The 16,123-nt window shown below is 63.5% G+C and carries 15 protein-coding genes; 13 read left to right on the forward strand and 2 right to left on the reverse strand.

Annotation, left to right across the window (positions count from 1 at the left end):
- The 11 genes from F3H95_RS18205 to F3H95_RS18255 all read left to right on the forward strand — a co-directional run bounded on the left by F3H95_RS18205 (position 1) and on the right by F3H95_RS18255 (position 12,805).
- On the forward strand, positions 1-1,233 hold the full coding sequence (locus tag F3H95_RS18205) for an ABC transporter substrate-binding protein (protein ID WP_143127470.1): 1,233 nt from the start codon (positions 1-3) through the stop codon (positions 1,231-1,233).
- A gap of 202 nt (positions 1,234-1,435) precedes the next feature.
- Positions 1,436-2,305, forward strand: coding sequence for a sugar ABC transporter permease (locus F3H95_RS18210; RefSeq protein ID WP_143127477.1), 870 nt, complete (start codon positions 1,436-1,438; stop codon positions 2,303-2,305).
- Positions 2,306-2,308: 3 nt separating this feature from the next.
- Positions 2,309-3,163, forward strand: coding sequence for a carbohydrate ABC transporter permease (locus tag F3H95_RS18215; RefSeq protein WP_149747033.1), 855 nt, complete (start codon positions 2,309-2,311; stop codon positions 3,161-3,163).
- Between the two features lie 5 nt (positions 3,164-3,168).
- Complete coding sequence (gene araD / locus F3H95_RS18220; RefSeq protein ID WP_185969961.1) at positions 3,169-4,905, forward strand: L-arabinonate dehydratase; 1,737 nt, start codon at positions 3,169-3,171, stop codon at positions 4,903-4,905.
- 13 nt (positions 4,906-4,918) lie between these two features.
- Positions 4,919-5,722 carry an aldolase/citrate lyase family protein gene (locus F3H95_RS18225; protein ID WP_149747034.1) on the forward strand — a complete coding sequence of 268 codons (804 nt, stop codon included), beginning with the start codon at positions 4,919-4,921 and terminating at the stop codon, positions 5,720-5,722.
- 10 nt (positions 5,723-5,732) lie between these two features.
- Positions 5,733-6,617, forward strand: a complete 885-nt coding sequence (locus tag F3H95_RS18230; protein ID WP_149747035.1) for an SMP-30/gluconolactonase/LRE family protein — start codon at positions 5,733-5,735, stop codon at positions 6,615-6,617.
- 8 nt (positions 6,618-6,625) lie between these two features.
- Positions 6,626-7,390 carry an SDR family oxidoreductase gene (locus F3H95_RS18235; RefSeq protein ID WP_143127474.1) on the forward strand — a complete coding sequence of 255 codons (765 nt, stop codon included), beginning with the start codon at positions 6,626-6,628 and terminating at the stop codon, positions 7,388-7,390.
- Between the two features lie 11 nt (positions 7,391-7,401).
- The gene (locus tag F3H95_RS18240) at positions 7,402-9,393 is read left to right on the forward strand and encodes an alpha-glucosidase (RefSeq protein WP_149747036.1); all 1,992 of its coding nucleotides are present in this window, start codon (positions 7,402-7,404) and stop codon (positions 9,391-9,393) included.
- Positions 9,394-9,395: 2 nt separating this feature from the next.
- On the forward strand, positions 9,396-10,166 hold the full coding sequence (locus tag F3H95_RS18245) for a TSUP family transporter (protein ID WP_149747037.1): 771 nt from the start codon (positions 9,396-9,398) through the stop codon (positions 10,164-10,166).
- A gap of 230 nt (positions 10,167-10,396) precedes the next feature.
- Positions 10,397-11,890, forward strand: a complete 1,494-nt coding sequence (gene glpK / locus F3H95_RS18250) for a glycerol kinase GlpK (RefSeq protein ID WP_149747038.1) — start codon at positions 10,397-10,399, stop codon at positions 11,888-11,890.
- A 93-nt stretch (positions 11,891-11,983) separates the two neighbouring features.
- Positions 11,984-12,805, forward strand: coding sequence for an aldolase/citrate lyase family protein (locus F3H95_RS18255; protein WP_149747039.1), 822 nt, complete (start codon positions 11,984-11,986; stop codon positions 12,803-12,805).
- Here the strand turns inward: F3H95_RS18255 and F3H95_RS18260 are convergent.
- Positions 12,799-13,869, reverse strand: coding sequence for an ornithine cyclodeaminase (locus tag F3H95_RS18260; protein ID WP_210245842.1), 1,071 nt, complete (start codon positions 13,867-13,869; stop codon positions 12,799-12,801). The two genes, F3H95_RS18255 and F3H95_RS18260, sit on opposite strands and share 7 nt — an antisense overlap.
- Before the next feature lie 21 nt (positions 13,870-13,890).
- Positions 13,891-14,811 (reverse strand): arginase, encoded by a 921-nt coding sequence (gene rocF / locus F3H95_RS18265; RefSeq protein WP_149747040.1) that lies wholly within the window; start codon positions 14,809-14,811, stop codon positions 13,891-13,893.
- 121 nt (positions 14,812-14,932) lie between these two features.
- Here rocF and F3H95_RS18270 point away from each other — a divergent pair, with 121 nt between their 5' ends.
- Both F3H95_RS18270 and F3H95_RS18275 read left to right on the forward strand, forming a co-directional pair.
- Complete coding sequence (locus F3H95_RS18270; RefSeq protein ID WP_149747041.1) at positions 14,933-15,370, forward strand: Lrp/AsnC family transcriptional regulator; 438 nt, start codon at positions 14,933-14,935, stop codon at positions 15,368-15,370.
- An 87-nt stretch (positions 15,371-15,457) separates the two neighbouring features.
- On the forward strand, positions 15,458-16,075 hold the full coding sequence (locus F3H95_RS18275; RefSeq protein WP_185969685.1) for a TetR/AcrR family transcriptional regulator: 618 nt from the start codon (positions 15,458-15,460) through the stop codon (positions 16,073-16,075).
- The last annotated feature ends 48 nt before the right edge of the window (positions 16,076-16,123 follow it).

Here is a 16,123-nt window from a genome sequence, read left to right on the forward strand (position 1 = left end):
ATGAAAAAGACAATGATCACCGGCCTGCTGCTGTCCGCCAGCATGCTTGCCCTGTCGGCTCCGGCTTTTGCCGAAGAACTGAAGGTCTATATTTCCAGCCAGCATCAGCCGCAGGTCTGGCGCCAGGTGCTTGACAAGTACGAAGCGGCCAATCCCGGCACCAAGGTGACCATCGAAACCGGCGGCAATACCTCTGAAGCGCAGGCCCAGTATCTGAACACCATCATGTCGGCGAAGGATTCCTCGCTCGACGTGCTGATCCTCGACGTCATCCGCCCGGCCCAGTTCGCGGCGGCCGGCTGGACGAGCCCGTTCGAGGGCAAGGACATGTCGGTCTACCTGCCTGCCTATGCCGAAGCCAATACGGTGGATGGCAAGGTCGTGGCGCTGCCGGCCTTCGCCGACTCCATGTTCCTGTACTACCGCAAGGATCTCCTGGAAAAATACGGCATCCAGCCGCCCAAAACCTGGGACGAGCTGAAGGCTGCCGTCAAGAAGATCAATGGCGGCGAGAACAATGCCGACCTGCAGGGTCTCTCCTTCCAGGGCAAGGCGATCGAAGGCGCGGTCTGCACCTTCCTGCTGCCCTACTGGAGCCAGGGCAAGTCACTCGTCCAGAACGGCAAGCTGACCTTCGACAAGGATGCCGCCGTCAAGTCGCTGAAGCTGTGGAAGAGCTTCGTCGACGAAGGCGTTTCCAAGAAGAACATTGCGGAAGTGGCGACCGACGATACCCGCAAGGAATTCCAGGCCGGCAACGTCGTCTTCGCCGTCAACTGGTCCTATGCCTGGGCACAGTCGCAGGGCAAGGATTCCGCCGTGGTCGGCAAGGTCGGCGTGACGCGTCTGCCCGCGATGACCGGCGGTGATCAGGCGACCTGCCTCGGCGGCTGGGAGTGGGGCGTGTCGGCCTATTCCAAGAACCAGGATGCCGCCAAGAAGCTGGTGCAGTTCCTCTCCAGCCCGGAAAGCTCCAAGTTCATGGCGATCAACGGTTCGCTGCTGCCGACCTATGCCTCGCTCTATCAGGATGCCGATGTGGTAAAGGCCGCGCCGTGGTTCGCCGATGCCAAGCAGGTCGTCGAAACCGCCAAGCCGCGCCCGGTCACGCCGCGCTACAACGAGGTCAGCGAAACGATCCGCACCACGGTCAATGCCGTTCTCGCCGGTGTCATGACCCCGGAAGATGGCGCGACGCAGATCGAAAGCCGCCTAAAGCGCATCCTGCGCTGATTGCCGCTGCCTGAACCATAACCGGAAGGGGCGCGGATAACTCCCTGCCCTTTCTCTCCTGGACATCGGACGACGCGGCGTTTTCGGCCGCGGCGGCGGATGTTTGTTGACTGATGACTCTAGCGCCGGAGTTGCGACGGTGACCACCTCCACCCTCACCACCACCCAACGGATCGAAAAAGAACCGCCCGCCTGGACCAGGATGCTGGACCTGAGCGACCGGGCGCTGGCCGTGCTGCTTCTCGCGCCTGCCGCGATCCTGCTGTCGCTGATCATCGTCTATCCCGTGGCGCGGCTGGCCTATACCAGCTTCTTCTCGCTGTCCCTGACGTCTGGCCTGCCGGCCGAATTCGTCGGTCTCGAGAACTACAAGCTGATGATCGACGATCCGATTTTCTGGGAAACCACCTGGAATACGGTGTTGATCACCTTGATCACGGTTCCCGGCGCGCTGGTGGTCGGCATGGCTCTGGCGCTGCTTGCCAACCTGCCCTTCCGCACGCAATGGCCGGTGCGACTGTCGCTGCTGATCCCCTGGGCGCTGCCGCTCTCATTCGCGGGCCTGATCTTCGCCTGGTTCTTCCACTCCGAATACGGCGTGGTGAACGATGTTCTGAACCGCTTCGGGATTCCGGGCGTCATCTGGTTCAACTCGCCCAATCTCGCCTTTGCCGCGATCTGTCTCACCATCATCTGGAAGACCTCGTCCTTCATGGCGCTGATCATTCTGGCCGGCCTGCAGACCATTCCCCGCTCGCTTTACGAGGCGGCCGACGTGGATGGTGCGGGGCGCCTGCGACAGTTCTTCGAGATCACGCTGCCGCTTTTGAAGCCGGCCATCGTCGTGGCGCTCATCTTCCGCACCATCACCGCGCTGCAGACCTTCGACATTCCCTACATGATGACCGGCGGTGGGCCCGGTACCTCGACGTCGACGCTTGCCATGTACATCCACCAGAACACGGTGTCCTTCCTCGACCTCGGCTACGGTTCGGCACTCGCGGTGGTGATGTTCCTGCTCTCCATGTGCGTCACCGTCGTCTATCTGCGCATCATCCGGACCAAGGGGTAAGCCATGAGCCACGTTACTGCAGAAGGTCCCGCCTCCTTCTTTGCCGGCAAGCCGCTGCGCTTCATCGCCGCCACCATTCTTCTGGTCAATGGCATGTTCCCGGCGCTGTGGATCCTGTTCACCTCGCTGAAGACCGAAGCCGAACTGACGGTGAAGCCGATCACCTGGTTCCCCCATGCGCCGACGGTTGCCAATTACATGCAGGCCTTTTCCGATCAGCCGCTGCATGTCTTCCTGTTCAACAGCTTCATGGTGGCGCTTCTCTCCACCTGCATGACCCTGCTGGTTTCGGTGCTTGCGGCTTACGCTCTCGCGCGCCTCAACCTGAAATATCGCGGCCTGATCCTGTCCGCCATCATCGCGGTGTCCACCTTCCCGCTGGTCACGCTGCTGGTGCCGCTGTTCGAGATCATGCGGGCGCTGAACCTGCTCAACACCTGGATTGCGCTGATCCTGCCCTATACGGTGCTGTCGCTGCCGGTCTGCACGCTGATGCTCGTCTCCTTCTTCGAGGGCATTCCGCGCGATCTCGAAAATGCCGCCATGATCGATGGCTGCACGCGGCTTGGCGCGCTGTTCAAGGTGGTCGTGCCGCTCTGCGCACCGGGCGTCTTCACCGCCGGCATTCTCGCCTTCGTCAATGCCTGGGACGAGTTCCTGCTGGCATTGTCCTTCAATTCCAATCCGGCGCTGCGCACGCTTCCCGTTGGCATCCAGCTCTATCAGGGCGAGTTCGCCTTCCCGTGGCCGGTGATTTCCGCAGCGCTCGTCGTCGGCATCGTGCCCGTCGCGATCCTGATCGTGATCTTCCAGGAGCGCGTGGTTTCCGGCCTCACCGCAGGCGGCATCAAGGGATAATCCAGATGACCAAGCGAAAAGAACTGTCCGAACTGCGCAGCCAGCGCTGGTTCGCTTCCGATGATATGCGCGGTTTCGCGCACCGCCAGCGCACCCAGCAGATGGGCATGCGGCGCGAGGAGTTCATGGGCCGGCCGGTGATCGGCATCATCAACACCTGGAGCGAGATGAGCCCCTGCCACGCGCATCTGCGCGACCGCGCCGAAGCGGTGAAGCGCGGCGTCTGGCAGGCGGGCGGCTATCCGGTGGAAATGCCCGCACTGTCCGTCGGCGAAGTCATGGTGAAGCCCACCACCATGCTCTACCGCAACTTCCTCGCCATGGAATGCGAGGAACTGTTGCGCTCGCATCCGATTGACGGTGCCGTGCTGCTCGGCGGCTGCGACAAGTCGACCCCCGGCCTGCTGATGGGCGCGTTTTCGATGGATATTCCGGTCATCTATTGCCCGGCAGGCCCGATGGCGAACGGCCAGTGGCGTGGCATCAAGACCGGTGCCGGCACGCACACCAAGAAATACTGGGACGAACTGCGCGCCGGCAACATCACCAAGGATGACTGGGTGGATCTCGAAAGCCGGATGACCCGCTCCGCCGGCACCTGCAACACCATCGGCACCGCCTCGACGATGACCTCGATTGCGGACGCCATGGGCATGACGCTGCCCGGCGCCTCCTCCATTCCGGCGGTCGATTCCGGCCATCCGCGCATGGCGTCCGCCTGCGGCGTGCGGATTGTCGAGATGGTCTGGGAAGATCTGAAGCCGTCGGACATTCTCAACAAGGCAAGCTTCGAAAACGGCCTCGTCGCCTATATGGCGATGGGCGGTTCCACCAATGCGGCCGTGCATCTGATCGCCATGGCCCGCCGCGCGGGCGTCGAGCTTTCGCTGGACGACATGTCGGCCATGGCAGCAAAAATCCCGGTGGCGGCCAATGTCTTCCCCTCCGGCGAATACCTGATGGAAGATTTTTACTTCGCCGGCGGCCTCAACGCGCTTCTGCGGAAGTTCTCGCACCATCTGGACCTCACGCGGCCCACGGTCAACGGCAAGACGATCGGCGAGAATATCGCCGGTGCCGAATGCTGGAACGACGAGATCATTCGCGACGAGAGCAATCCGGTCGTGCCGCTGTCGAAGGGCAAGACGCTGGAAGTGCTGCGTGGCAATCTCGCCCCCAATGGCGCGGTGATGAAATCCTCTGCCGCCAACCCGAAATTCCTGAAGCATGTCGGCCCGGCCATCGTCTTCGACGACCCGGCGACGATGAACAAGACGCTCGACAACCCGGATCTCGATATTACCGAGGATACGGTGATCATCCTGCGCAATGCAGGTCCCGTCGGCGCACCCGGCATGCCGGAATGGGGCAACCTGCCGATCCCGAAAAAGCTTCTCAAACAGGGCGTGCGCGACATGGTGCGCATTTCCGACGCGCGCATGAGCGGCACGCATTACGGCACCTGCATTCTGCATGTCTCGCCGGAAGCGGCCGTTGGCGGACCTCTTGCGCTCGTGAAGACCGGCGACCTCATCGAACTCGATGTGGCAGCCGGTACCATCAACATGAAGGTCAGCGACGAGGATCTGGCGGCGCGCCGCGCCGAATGGAAACCGACGGCGCGCATTTATGAACGCTCGTTCGCCGCTCTTTACCAGAGCCATGTCAGCCAGGCCCACGAAGGCTGCGATTTCGATTTCCTGAGCGGCCCGGCCAAGGTGCCGGATCCGGTCATTTTCTGAAGGATTTTTGTCCATGAGCACGCTGAACCCCTTCAAGTCCTGGCTGTCGGACAAGAGCCGCGCAACCCCGCTCGGCACCTGGCTGATGGCGGCTGCCCCTGCGAGCGCGGAAGCGCTCGGTTATGCCGGTTTCGACTTCCTCGTCGTGGACATGGAACATGTGCCGATCGAGGTGTCCGATCTCGCCCATATCCTGCGCGCCATCGGCTGCACGCCGGCGGACGCCGTGGTGCGCCTCGCCTGGAACGATCAGGTTCTCGTCAAACGCTGCATGGATGCCGGCGCTCGCACCGTGATGCTGCCCTTTGTGCAGACGGCGGAAGAGGCAAAGGCCGCCGCCTCCTACACCCGCTATCCGCCGCATGGCATTCGTGGCGTGGCGGCCGTTCATCGCGGCTCCAGGTTCGGCACGATCCCGAACTACCTGAAGAACGCGAATGACGATGTCTGCACCATCGTGCAGCTGGAAACGCCAGAAGCCATCGAGCGTCTGCCGGAAATCGCCGCCGTCGAAGGCATCGACGCGCTGTTCGTCGGTCCCGGCGATCTGTCGGCGGCCATGGGCCATATCGGAAATATCGCCCATCCGGAGGTGCAGGCGCTGATCGAAAAGGCCGCGACGGATGCACATGCCGCCGGCAAGCCCATCGGCATCGTCGGTCCCAACCCGGACATGGTGAAGCGCTTCATCGGTTATGGCTATGACTATGCCGCGATTGGCTCCGACATCGCCATGATGACCGGCCGCGCCAATGACTGGCTGGGTCAGATGAAGGGCGAGGCCAAGCCGGTCGCTGCTCCGACGGCAGCCTATTGAGGTGCGGGACGTGACAGCCGGTTTCGACCTCGTTCTCGATGCAAGGACCGCGCTGGGCGAATGCCCGCTCTGGTCCGTCGCCGAGCAGGTGCTCTATTTCGTCGACATCAAGCAGAGCCGTATCCATCGCTTCGATCCGGCGGACGGTTTGCTTCGCACGCTGGAGTTGCCGGAAGAGGTCGGCTGCATCGGGCTTGCCAAGGGTGGCGGTTTCGTCGCCGGCCTGCGCTCCGGCCTCTGGCTGATCGCATCGACGGGTGAACTGCTGCGCAAGCTGGCGGACAATCCGGAAGACCAGTCGATCAGCCGTTTCAACGACGGCATGGTCGATCCGGCCGGCCGGTTCGTTGCCGGGACCGTGGACGAGACGCGCGAACGCGGCATTGCCAGCCTTTACCGCTACGATGGCCGGGGTCTGGAAAAGCTCGCCGGCGGTCTGCTGACCTCGAATGGCGTCGCCTTCTCGCCCGATGGCAAGCGGCTCTATCATTCGGATACGCTGCGCTTTTCGCTCTACATCTACGACTATGACGTCGCGACGGGTACAGCGGACAATCGCCAGCTGTTTGCCAAGTTCGGCTCCGAAATCGACAAGGGCCGCCCGGATGGCGGCGCTGTGGATGCGGAAGGCTGCTACTGGACGGCGCTGTTCGAAGGGGGGCGCGTCCAGCGCTATGCGCCGGATGGAACGCTGATGGCCGAATATCCGGTTCCTGCAAAATGCCCGACCATGGTCACCTTCGGCGGGCCGGACCTGAAGACCCTTTACTGCACCAGCGCCAGCATCGGCCGCCCGGCCGAAGAGCTCTCCGAATACCCGCTCTCCGGTGCGCTGTTTGCCCTGCGCACCGATGTGCCGGGCCTTCCCAAACCGCTTTTCAATCCTGACCTCTGAGTAAAACCATGTCTGCCTCCTATGAAACCGTCCGTTACCAGTCCCTGACCGACCGCCATGTGCTCGTCACCGGCGGCGCGTCCGGCATCGGCGAGGAAATGGTCAAAGCCTATCGCGCCCAGGGCGCCCGCGTGTCCTTCATCGACATCAATGAGGCGGCGGGGGCTGCCCATGCCGCAGCGACGGGCGCTGCCTTCTACGCCTGCGATCTGACCGACATTCCGGCAACCCGCGCCGTCGTGGGCCAGATCGAGGCGGAGCATGGCCCGGTTTCGGTTCTCGTCAACAATGCCGGCAAGGATGATCGCCACGCCATGGACGAGGTGGAGCCTGATTACTGGCGTCGCGCCTTGGCACTGAACCTCGACCACCAGTTCTTCGTCACGCAGGCGGTGACCAAGGCCATGGCGCAAAATGGCGGCGGCTCGGTCATCATGTTCAGCTCGATTTCCTGGATGCGCGGGCGCCCCGGCATGGTGGGCTACACCACGTCGAAGGCCGCCATCAACGGCCTGACCAAGACACTCGCCCGCGAACTCGGCCCCTCCGGCATTCGCGTCAACTGCATCGTGCCCGGCGCCATCGTCACCGAACGGCAACTGGCGCTCTGGACCACGCCGGAGCAGAACCAGCAGTTCATCGATCTGCAGGCCCTGAAATTCCGCCTCGACGCCAGCCATGTGGCACGCCTTGCCCTCTTCCTCGGCTCTGACGAAAGCAATGGCTGCACGGGCGCCAATTTCGTCGTCGATGCCGGCCTGACCCAGAACTGAAAGTCTTCTCCATGCAACTCGATCTCATTCCCGGCGGCTTTACCCTCTCCCTCGAAGGTCGCGAAATCCTGCGTCATACGGAGGCCGCACCCGCTTTGTTCGTCGGTCACGGCGAAGAGCGGATGGACATGTATCGCGGCAACTTCGAGATCGAGGATTACGTGGTGGAGCGCACGGCCCTCCCCCATGTTGAGATTGAGGGCAATCGCGTCGAGTTTTCCGTGGCGCGCGGGCTTGCGCCCCGCTTCGCGCTGACGGTGGACGGTCATCACATGCTGACGCAGGCGCTTGATGCCTCGATCAATCGCCTGTGGATCCGCATCGTCGCCGAAAGCGACGAGCATGTCTGGGGTGGCGGCGAGCAGATGTCCTATTTCGACATGCGCGGCCGGAGGTTCCCGCTCTGGACTTCCGAACCCGGCGTCGGTCGTGACAAATCGACGGAGATCACCTTCAAATCCGACGTGACGGGCAAGGCCGGCGGCGACTATTACAACACCAATTACCCGCAGCCGACCTATATTTCGTCGCGCAGATATGCGCTGCACGTGGAAACCACGGCTTACTCCGTCTTCGATTTCCGCCGCGGCGGTTTTCACGAGATCGAAGTCTGGGCCGTACCGCAGCGGTTGGAAGTCTTCGCCGCCTCGACTTTCGTGGATCTGGTCGGCCAGCTGTCCGGGCGCTTCGGCCGTCAGCCGCAACTCCCGGAATGGGTCTATGGCGGCGCAATTCTCGGCTTGAAGGATGGCGAGAACTCGCTTGTCCGCATGGAAAAGATGCGGGCAGCCGGCGTCAAGGTGTCCGGCCTCTGGTGCGAGGACTGGGTCGGACTTCGCCACACCTCCTTCGGCGCGCGCCTGTTCTGGGACTGGCAGGCCAACGAGACCCGCTACCCCAACCTGCGCCAGAAGATATCGGAGCTGAAGGCCGAGGGCGTGCGCTTCCTCGGCTACGTCAATCCCTATCTCTGCGTCGACGGTCCGCTCTATCCGATTGCCGATGCCAAGGGCTATTTCGCCAAGGATGAGCATGGAAAGACGGCGCTCGTCGACTTCGGCGAGTTCGACTGCGGCGTGGTGGATTTCACCAATCCGCAGGCCGCCGACTGGTTTGCAGAAGAGGTCATCGGCAAGAACATGCTGGATTACGGCCTGTCCGGCTGGATGGCCGATTTCGGCGAATATCTGCCGATCGACGTCAAGCTCGCCAATGGCATCGATGCCAAGCTGATGCATAATGCCTGGCCGACGCTGTGGGCCGAAGTGAATGCGAGGGCGGTGGCAAGCCGCGGCCAGACGGGCGACGCGCTGTTCTTCATGCGCGCCGGCTTCACCGGTGTGCAGGCCCATTGCCCGCTTCTGTGGGGCGGCGACCAGTCCGTCGATTTTTCGCGTCACGATGGTCTCGTCACCGTCATTTGCGGTGCGCTGTCCTCCGGCCTTCTCGGCAATGCCTATCACCATTCGGATATCGGCGGTTACACCAGCCTGTTCGGCAATGTGCGCACCGGCGAACTCATCATGCGCTGGGCGGAAATGGCGGCCTTCACCGCCGTCATGCGCAGCCATGAGGGCAACCGTCCGCGCGACAATCTCCAGATCGATCAGGACGAGACGGTTCTGGCCCATTTTGCCCGGATGACGACGATCTATGTGCATCTGGCGCCCTATCTCAAGACGCTCTCTGCGGAAGCGGCCAGAACCGGCCTTCCCGTTCAGCGCCCGCTCTTCCTCCATCACGAGGAGGACCGCGACACCTATGCGATCCAGGATGCCTATCTCTATGGCCGCGACCTTCTCGTCGCGCCGGTGTGGCAGGCGGGCGAGAGCGAACGGACAGTCTATCTGCCGAAGGGCGAGACCTGGGTGCATGTCTGGTCCGGCGCGGCGTTTGACGGCGGCCAGACGGTCACGGTTGCCGCGCCGCTTGGAGAGCCGCCGGTCTTTGCCCGCAAGGGTGCTGAGCAAGCGGCCCTGTTCGACGCCTTGCGGACCCTCTGACCATGGCGCCTGGCAGTCTCGCCATCCTGCTCACGATCGCGGCCTTCGCGGCCTATACCCAGACGCTGACCGGCTTTGCACTGGGCCTCATCATGATGGGCGGCGTGGGCTTGAGCGGCGTCATTGCGCTTCCCGATGCGGCGGTGCTGGTCAGCATCCTCGTCATCGTCAATGCGGTGCAGGTGCTGGCCAAGGGCTGGCGGGACATCGCCTTTCGCCAGTTCGCGCCGGCGCTTGCCGCCAGCCTGCTGTTTCTTGGCCTGGGCTATGTCGTGCTGAACCTGATGGCGTCTGCCTCGCTCGACTGGTTGAAGGTGGTGCTGGGCGTGGTAATCGTGCTCTCCAGCATCCAGCTGTCCCTGAAGCCGGCGCCGCTCGAGACGATGTCCGGACCGCTTTCCTTTGCCGGGTTCGGGGCGGTGGCGGGCGTGATGGGCGGGCTGTTTTCCACGGCCGGGCCGCCGCTGATCTATCACTTCTATCGCCAGCCGCTGAGGCCCGCCTCGGTGCGCGAGACGCTGGTGGCGATCTTTGCCATCAATGCGGCAATCCGGCTTGTGATGGTGGCCGGTGCGGGGCAATGGCCCACCTCCGGTTTCTGGTGGGGCCTGCTGGCGATTCCGGTCGTGATGCTGGCCACCTGGGCGGCCAGGCGCTATCCGCCGCCGCTTTCGCCGCTCGCCATGCGTCGCCTTGCCTTTCTTCTGCTGTTTCTCTCCGGTCTTTCGCTGGCGGTACCCGCCATTCTGAAGCTCGCGGCCGGGCACGGGTGAGCAGCGTTTGGACGTCTGCAAAAGGGGCTTCGAACGGGCGCCAACTGTGATACCAAGAGGCCGGATATCGGGAGGAGACTGCGAGAAAGGACCGGTGTGACGACGGGGGCGGTGAGGCCGCCTTGCGCGGATCGTCCGGCTTGATCGCCTCTTCCCGGCCTTGACATGCCGGCCGCATCGATGGCCGGCGCCCATGATCTGAATGCCATGACGGAAACGGGATCTGCCGCATGAAGGACTTCATTCTCTCGATCGACCAGGGGACCACCTCTACCCGCTCGATCATCTTCGACCGCACCTACAAGAGCCGCGGCGCTGGCCAGCTGGAATTCCCCCAGCATTTTCCGCAATCGGGCTGGGTGGAACATGAGGCCGAAGACCTGTGGACGACGACGGTGGAAACGGCCCGCAAGGCGATGGCAGCCGCCGGTGTGACCGCAGCGCAGATCGCGGCGATCGGCATCACCAACCAGCGCGAAACGGCGCTCGTCTGGGACCGCCGCACCGGCAAGGCGATCCACAGGGCGATCGTCTGGCAGGATCGTCGCACCTCCGAACGGTGTGCGGAGCTGCGCGCGGCCGGCCATTCCGATCTGGTTGCGGAACGTACCGGCCTGCTGATCGATCCCTATTTCTCCGCCACCAAGGTGGCCTGGCTGCTGGACAACGTTCCCGGCGCGCGCGTAGCCGCCGAACAGGGGCATCTCGCTTTCGGCACGGTTGACAGTTGGCTGATCTACAAGCTGACCGGCGGGCGGCGGCATGTGATCGACGTCACCAACGCGTCGCGTACCATGCTGTGCAATATCGGCACCGCCGACTGGGACGAGGACCTGCTGAAACTGTTCAACATTCCGCGCAGCATGCTGCCGGAAATCCTGAGCAATATCGACGGTTTCGGCGAGACGGATCCGGAGATCTTCGGCGGTGCGATCGCCATCCGCGGCGTTGCCGGCGACCAGCAGGCGGCAGTGATCGGCCAGGCCTGCTTCACGCCGGGCATGATGAAATCCACCTATGGCACCGGCTGCTTTGCCCTGCTGAACACCGGCGCCGACCGTGTGGCCTCGAAGAACCGCCTGCTCACCACCATCGCCTATCGCCTGAACGGCGAGATCCATTATGCGCTGGAAGGGTCGATCTTCATCGCAGGCGCGGCTGTTCAATGGTTGCGCGACGGGCTGAAGATGATCGGCAAGGCCTCCGAGACCGCCGAGCTTGCCGCCAAGGCCGATCCCGGCCAGCGCGTTTATCTGGTGCCCGCTTTCACCGGCCTCGGCGCGCCCTGGTGGGATGCGGAGGCACGTGGCGCGATGTTCGGCATGACGCGCAACACCGGGCCTGCGGAATTTGCCCGCGCGGCGCTCGAATCGGTCTGCTTCCAGACCCGCGATCTGCTCGGCGCGATGCGCAAGGACTGGCCGGGAAATGCCGATATGCTGCTGCGTGTCGATGGCGGCATGTCGGCCAATGACTGGACGATGCAGCGGCTGGCCGACATTCTGGGCGTTGCCGTCGATCGCTCCGCCTCGACGGAAGTCACCGCGCTCGGGGCTGCCTGGCTTGCCGGCCACGGCGCCGGCATCTGGCCGGATCGCGACGGTTTTGCCGCCGAATGGCATCTGGAACGGCAGTTTGTGCCCTCCATGGCGTCGAGCGAGCGCGCGGACCTGCTGACCGGCTGGGATTCCGCCGTGCGCGCGACACTCGGCTTCGGCAAGTAAACGGGGGATAGGCGAGCGCCGTTCGCGCGGCTATGGTTCGCCGGTCCGCTGCCCGGTCGTCTGGCCGGGCCCGTTTGTCTGCAGGAGTGTTCGATGTTCAAGCCCAATCACCTGAAAGCCCGGCTGCTTGCCGGCGAAACCGCCTTTGGCTGCTGGGTTGGCGGCGGCACGCCGACCAATGCCGAGATCCTCGGCCATCTCGGCTTCGACTTCCTGCTTTCCGATCACGAGCACGGGGCGGGCGAAACCCGGGAAATCACCGAGGCGCTGAGAGCCATCGAGACCACGCCGACGCCGGCCGTGGTGCGCGTGCCTTGGAACGATCATGTCTTCCTGAAGCGCGTCATCGATGCGGGTGCGCAATCGGTGATGATCCCCTCCGTCGATACACCGGAGGCGGGACGCGATGCGGTGAAGGCCTGCTTTTACCCGCCGCAGGGCATTCGCGGCTATGCGGCAAGCGTGGTCCGCGCCTCCAGCTATGGCACCGAGCCGGGCTATGTGGAAAAGGCCAACGCCAACATGCTGGTCATCCTGCAGCTCGAATCCTACACGGCGGTGGAACATGCTGCCGAGATTGCCGCCATCGAGGGTGCCGACGTTATCTTCATCGGCATCAACGATCTGGCCGGCTCTATCGGTCGGCTGGGCCAGACCGGTCATCCGGAAGTGCAGGCGCTGGCGCGTCGCGCCGAACGCGAGATTCTCGCCGCCGGCAAGGTGATGGGTACGGTACCGAATGCCGGGGCCAACGTGCATGAACTGCTGGAGCGCGGCTACCGATTCATTCCCGGCCCCTATGACGTGGCGCTGCTCAGAGACGCAGGATTTGCGGCCATGGCGGAATACCGCACCATCCAGGAGGCCCGCGCCCGCGGCGAGGCACCGCCCGTGGTGAATGCCAGTTCCTATTGAGGCGCCGCAGCCTGCTGCGTCAGCGCCTGTCGTCTGAGCAGCATGCCGAACAGATCGCGCGGCTCGTCGGGATCGGCGAGCAGGTCGAGCGTGTCGAAGCGCCCGGTTTCGCTGAGCTTGTCGCGCACATAGCGCAGCGCTGAAAAATCCTCCGTTGCGAAGCCGACGCTGTCGAACAGCGTGATCTGGTCTGCCCGCGTGCGGCCCGGCGCGCTGCCTGCAATGACCCGCCAGAGTTCGGTCACGGGGTGATCCTTGTCGAGCTGCTGGATTTCGCCCTCGATCCGGGTCTGCGGGGGAAACTCGACAAAAATGTCCGAGCGCAGCAGAATGTCCCGGTGCAGTTCCGTCTTCCCGGGGCAATCGCCACCGACCGCGTTGATGTGCATGCCGGCGCCGATCATGTTGTCGGTCAGAATGGTCGCGTTCTGCTTGTCGGCGGTGACGGTGGTCACGATGTCGGCACCTTCCACGGCCTGTTCCGCCGAGCCGCAGATCTCGATCGAGAAGCCGAGCGCTGAGAGGTTGTCGCGGCAGCGTCGGCTGGCCGCCGGGTCGATGTCATGGAGACGCAGCCGGTCGACACCGAGCAGCGCCTTGAAGGCGAGCGCCTGGAATTCGCTCTGCGCCCCGTTTCCGATCAGCGCCATGCAGCGGGCATTGCTGCGGGCAAGATGGCGTGCCGCCACCGCCGAGGTGGCCGCCGTGCGCAGCGCCGTCAGGATGGTCATTTCCGAGAGAAGCACCGGATAGCCGCTGTCGACGTCTGACAGAACGCCGAAGGCGGTCACCGTCTGGCGGCCGCTTTTGGTGTTCTTCGGATGGCCGTTGACATATTTGAAGCCGTAGAGCCGGCCATCGCTGGTCGGCATCAGTTCGATCACACCGTCGCGGGAATGGGAGGCGACGCGCGGCGTCTTGTCGAAACTTTCCCAACGGTGAAAATCCGCCTCGATGTAACCAGCGAGTTCCCGCAGGAACCGTTCCGTGCCGATCGACAGCACAAGGTCCATCATGGCTTCGACGCTGACGAAGGGAACGAGGTTCAGGTTCTCAGGCATGATGTCTCCCAGGGGCTTCGGGTTTCAGTAACTTCGGGTGGGGCGATCCATGACCTTGCGGCCCATCAGGCTTGCGGTGAGATCCACCAGCAGGATGGCGGTGCGGCCGCGCTCATCGAGGAAGGGGTTGAGTTCCACCAGGTCGAGGCTGGTCACGAGGCCGCTGTCATGCAGCATTTCCATCACGAGATGCGCTTCGCGGAAGGTTGCGCCGCCCGGCACGGTGGTTCCGACCGCAGGTCCGACCGCGGGATCGAGGAAATCCACGTCGAGGCTCACATGCAGCAGGCCGTTGGCGGCGCTGACCTCGGCCAGGAAGCCGCGCAGCAGGGCGGCCACCCCATGCTCATCGATGGCGCGCATGTCGTGGACGGTCACCTCCGTGCGGGCAAGGGCTGCCCGTTCGGCGGGATCGACGCTGCGGATGCCGATCATGCAGACATGGGTGGCGGGTACAGTGGCGGCGAGATCCGGCAAATAGGGTGAGAAGCCGGGTTGCCCGGTGAAATAGGCAACCGGCACGCCATGCAGATTGCCGCTTCGCGTGCTGTCCAGTGTATGGAAATCCGTATGCGCATCGAGCCAGAGCACGAAGAGAGGCCGTCCCTCCTCGGCAGCCCGCCGGGCAATACCGCTGACGGAGCCCGCCGAAAGCGCATGGTCGCCGCCGAGGAAGATCGGCATGCCATCGACGCTCTCGCGATAGGCGGCCTCGGCAATGGCTTCGATCCAGCCGCGGATGAGAGGCAGGTTGCGCACGGCGGCGTTCGGGTGGGCCGGCGGATCGACGCTGAGGGGCGCGAGATTGCCGAGGTCCGACACCGTGTGGCCGAGCTCGCGTAATGCGCCGTCGATGCCGGCGGCGCGCAGCGCGCTCGGTCCCATCTCGCAGCCGAGCTGCGAAGCGCCGTCCTGCAACGGAACGCCGATCAGTTTGCAATGCATGGGCAATCTCCTTCCTGAACAGGAAACCATGGTGGGGTGGCAATTCGAAGTCTGTGAATTGTCAATTTCAGCAGTATAGCTTATCAATGTGGCAGTTATTTCTGCCAGAATGGGGAACGGGTTGGACGATCTGGACACACGACTGATCACCTTGCTCCGCCATGATGCGCGGCGCAGCGTGTCGGATCTCGCGATCGCGCTCGGCGTTTCGCGCGCCACCGTGCGGGCGCGGATGGAGCGTTTGGAGGCGAGCGGCCGCATTCTTGGCTATACCGTCATCCTGCGGGCTGATGCGGTGGATCTGCCGGTGCGTGGTATCATGATGATCGAGATCGAGGGGCGTGTGACGGATCGGGTCATCAATGCGCTTGGCGGATTTCCGGAAGTGTCCGAGATTCACACCACCAATGGTCGCTGGGACCTCATTGCGGAACTGGGGGCCGCAAGCCTTGCGGAATTTGATGCGGTGCTCCGGCGTATCCGTCTGGTGCCCGGCATCACGGCAAGCGAAACCAACCTGCTTCTGGCGACGCCCCGCAGCACGCGCGCGAGACTGTGACAGGATCCCCTTTGCCAAATATTGCTGTTCCTTATAATGGATGGGGAGCGCGGGGAGAGGCGCAATCCGGCAAGGAATGAGGTCTGCATGGAGATGGAGCGCAGGTCCGGCAGCAAGCGCGAGGAGAACCGACAGCGCAACAGGGAGGCCATCAAGGCGGCGGCCTGGACCGTGTTTGCCACAAAGGGTCTCGATGCCTCCACCGTGCGCGACATCGTTGCGGCCAGCGGCGTTTCCATCGGAACCTTCTATAACTACTATGGGACCCGCGAGGCGGTCTTCCACGAAATCCTCGATGATCTCGCCGACCAGATCCGCAGCCTGAGCGGTGAAGCCCGTGCCCACGAAAGCGAGATCGAGCCGATGTTGGCCCAGAGCTATCGCGGCTTTCTCGAATTCATCCTCGGGCTGGATGGCGCGCTCGATTTCTGCGCCCTCAACCAGCACCATATCCGGTCTCGCCTGTTCACGCTCACCAGCACCGGTGGCCTGTTAAGTGATATTGAAAGAGATATGGTCCGGGTCATGCCCGCAGCGACGCTCTCGGCCAGTGAACGCACGCAAGCCGCCTGTCTCATCGTGGCGAATGCGCTGGAAGTGCTGCTGCAGTCCCGCAATGGCCAGCCGCTGGATATCGATGACACCAGCCGCTTCATCACCCGGCTGATCGTGCGTGGCATCGGCAGCTGGGACCGCCAAGATTAAAATTGACGCATCCGTCATTTTTGTTAGCCTTGCCTGTGCGTGGGAGGA

Origin of the sequence: Rhizobium sp. RU35A, assembly GCF_900156005.1 — a bacterium.
Lineage (GTDB): Bacteria > Pseudomonadota > Alphaproteobacteria > Rhizobiales > Rhizobiaceae > Neorhizobium > Neorhizobium straminoryzae.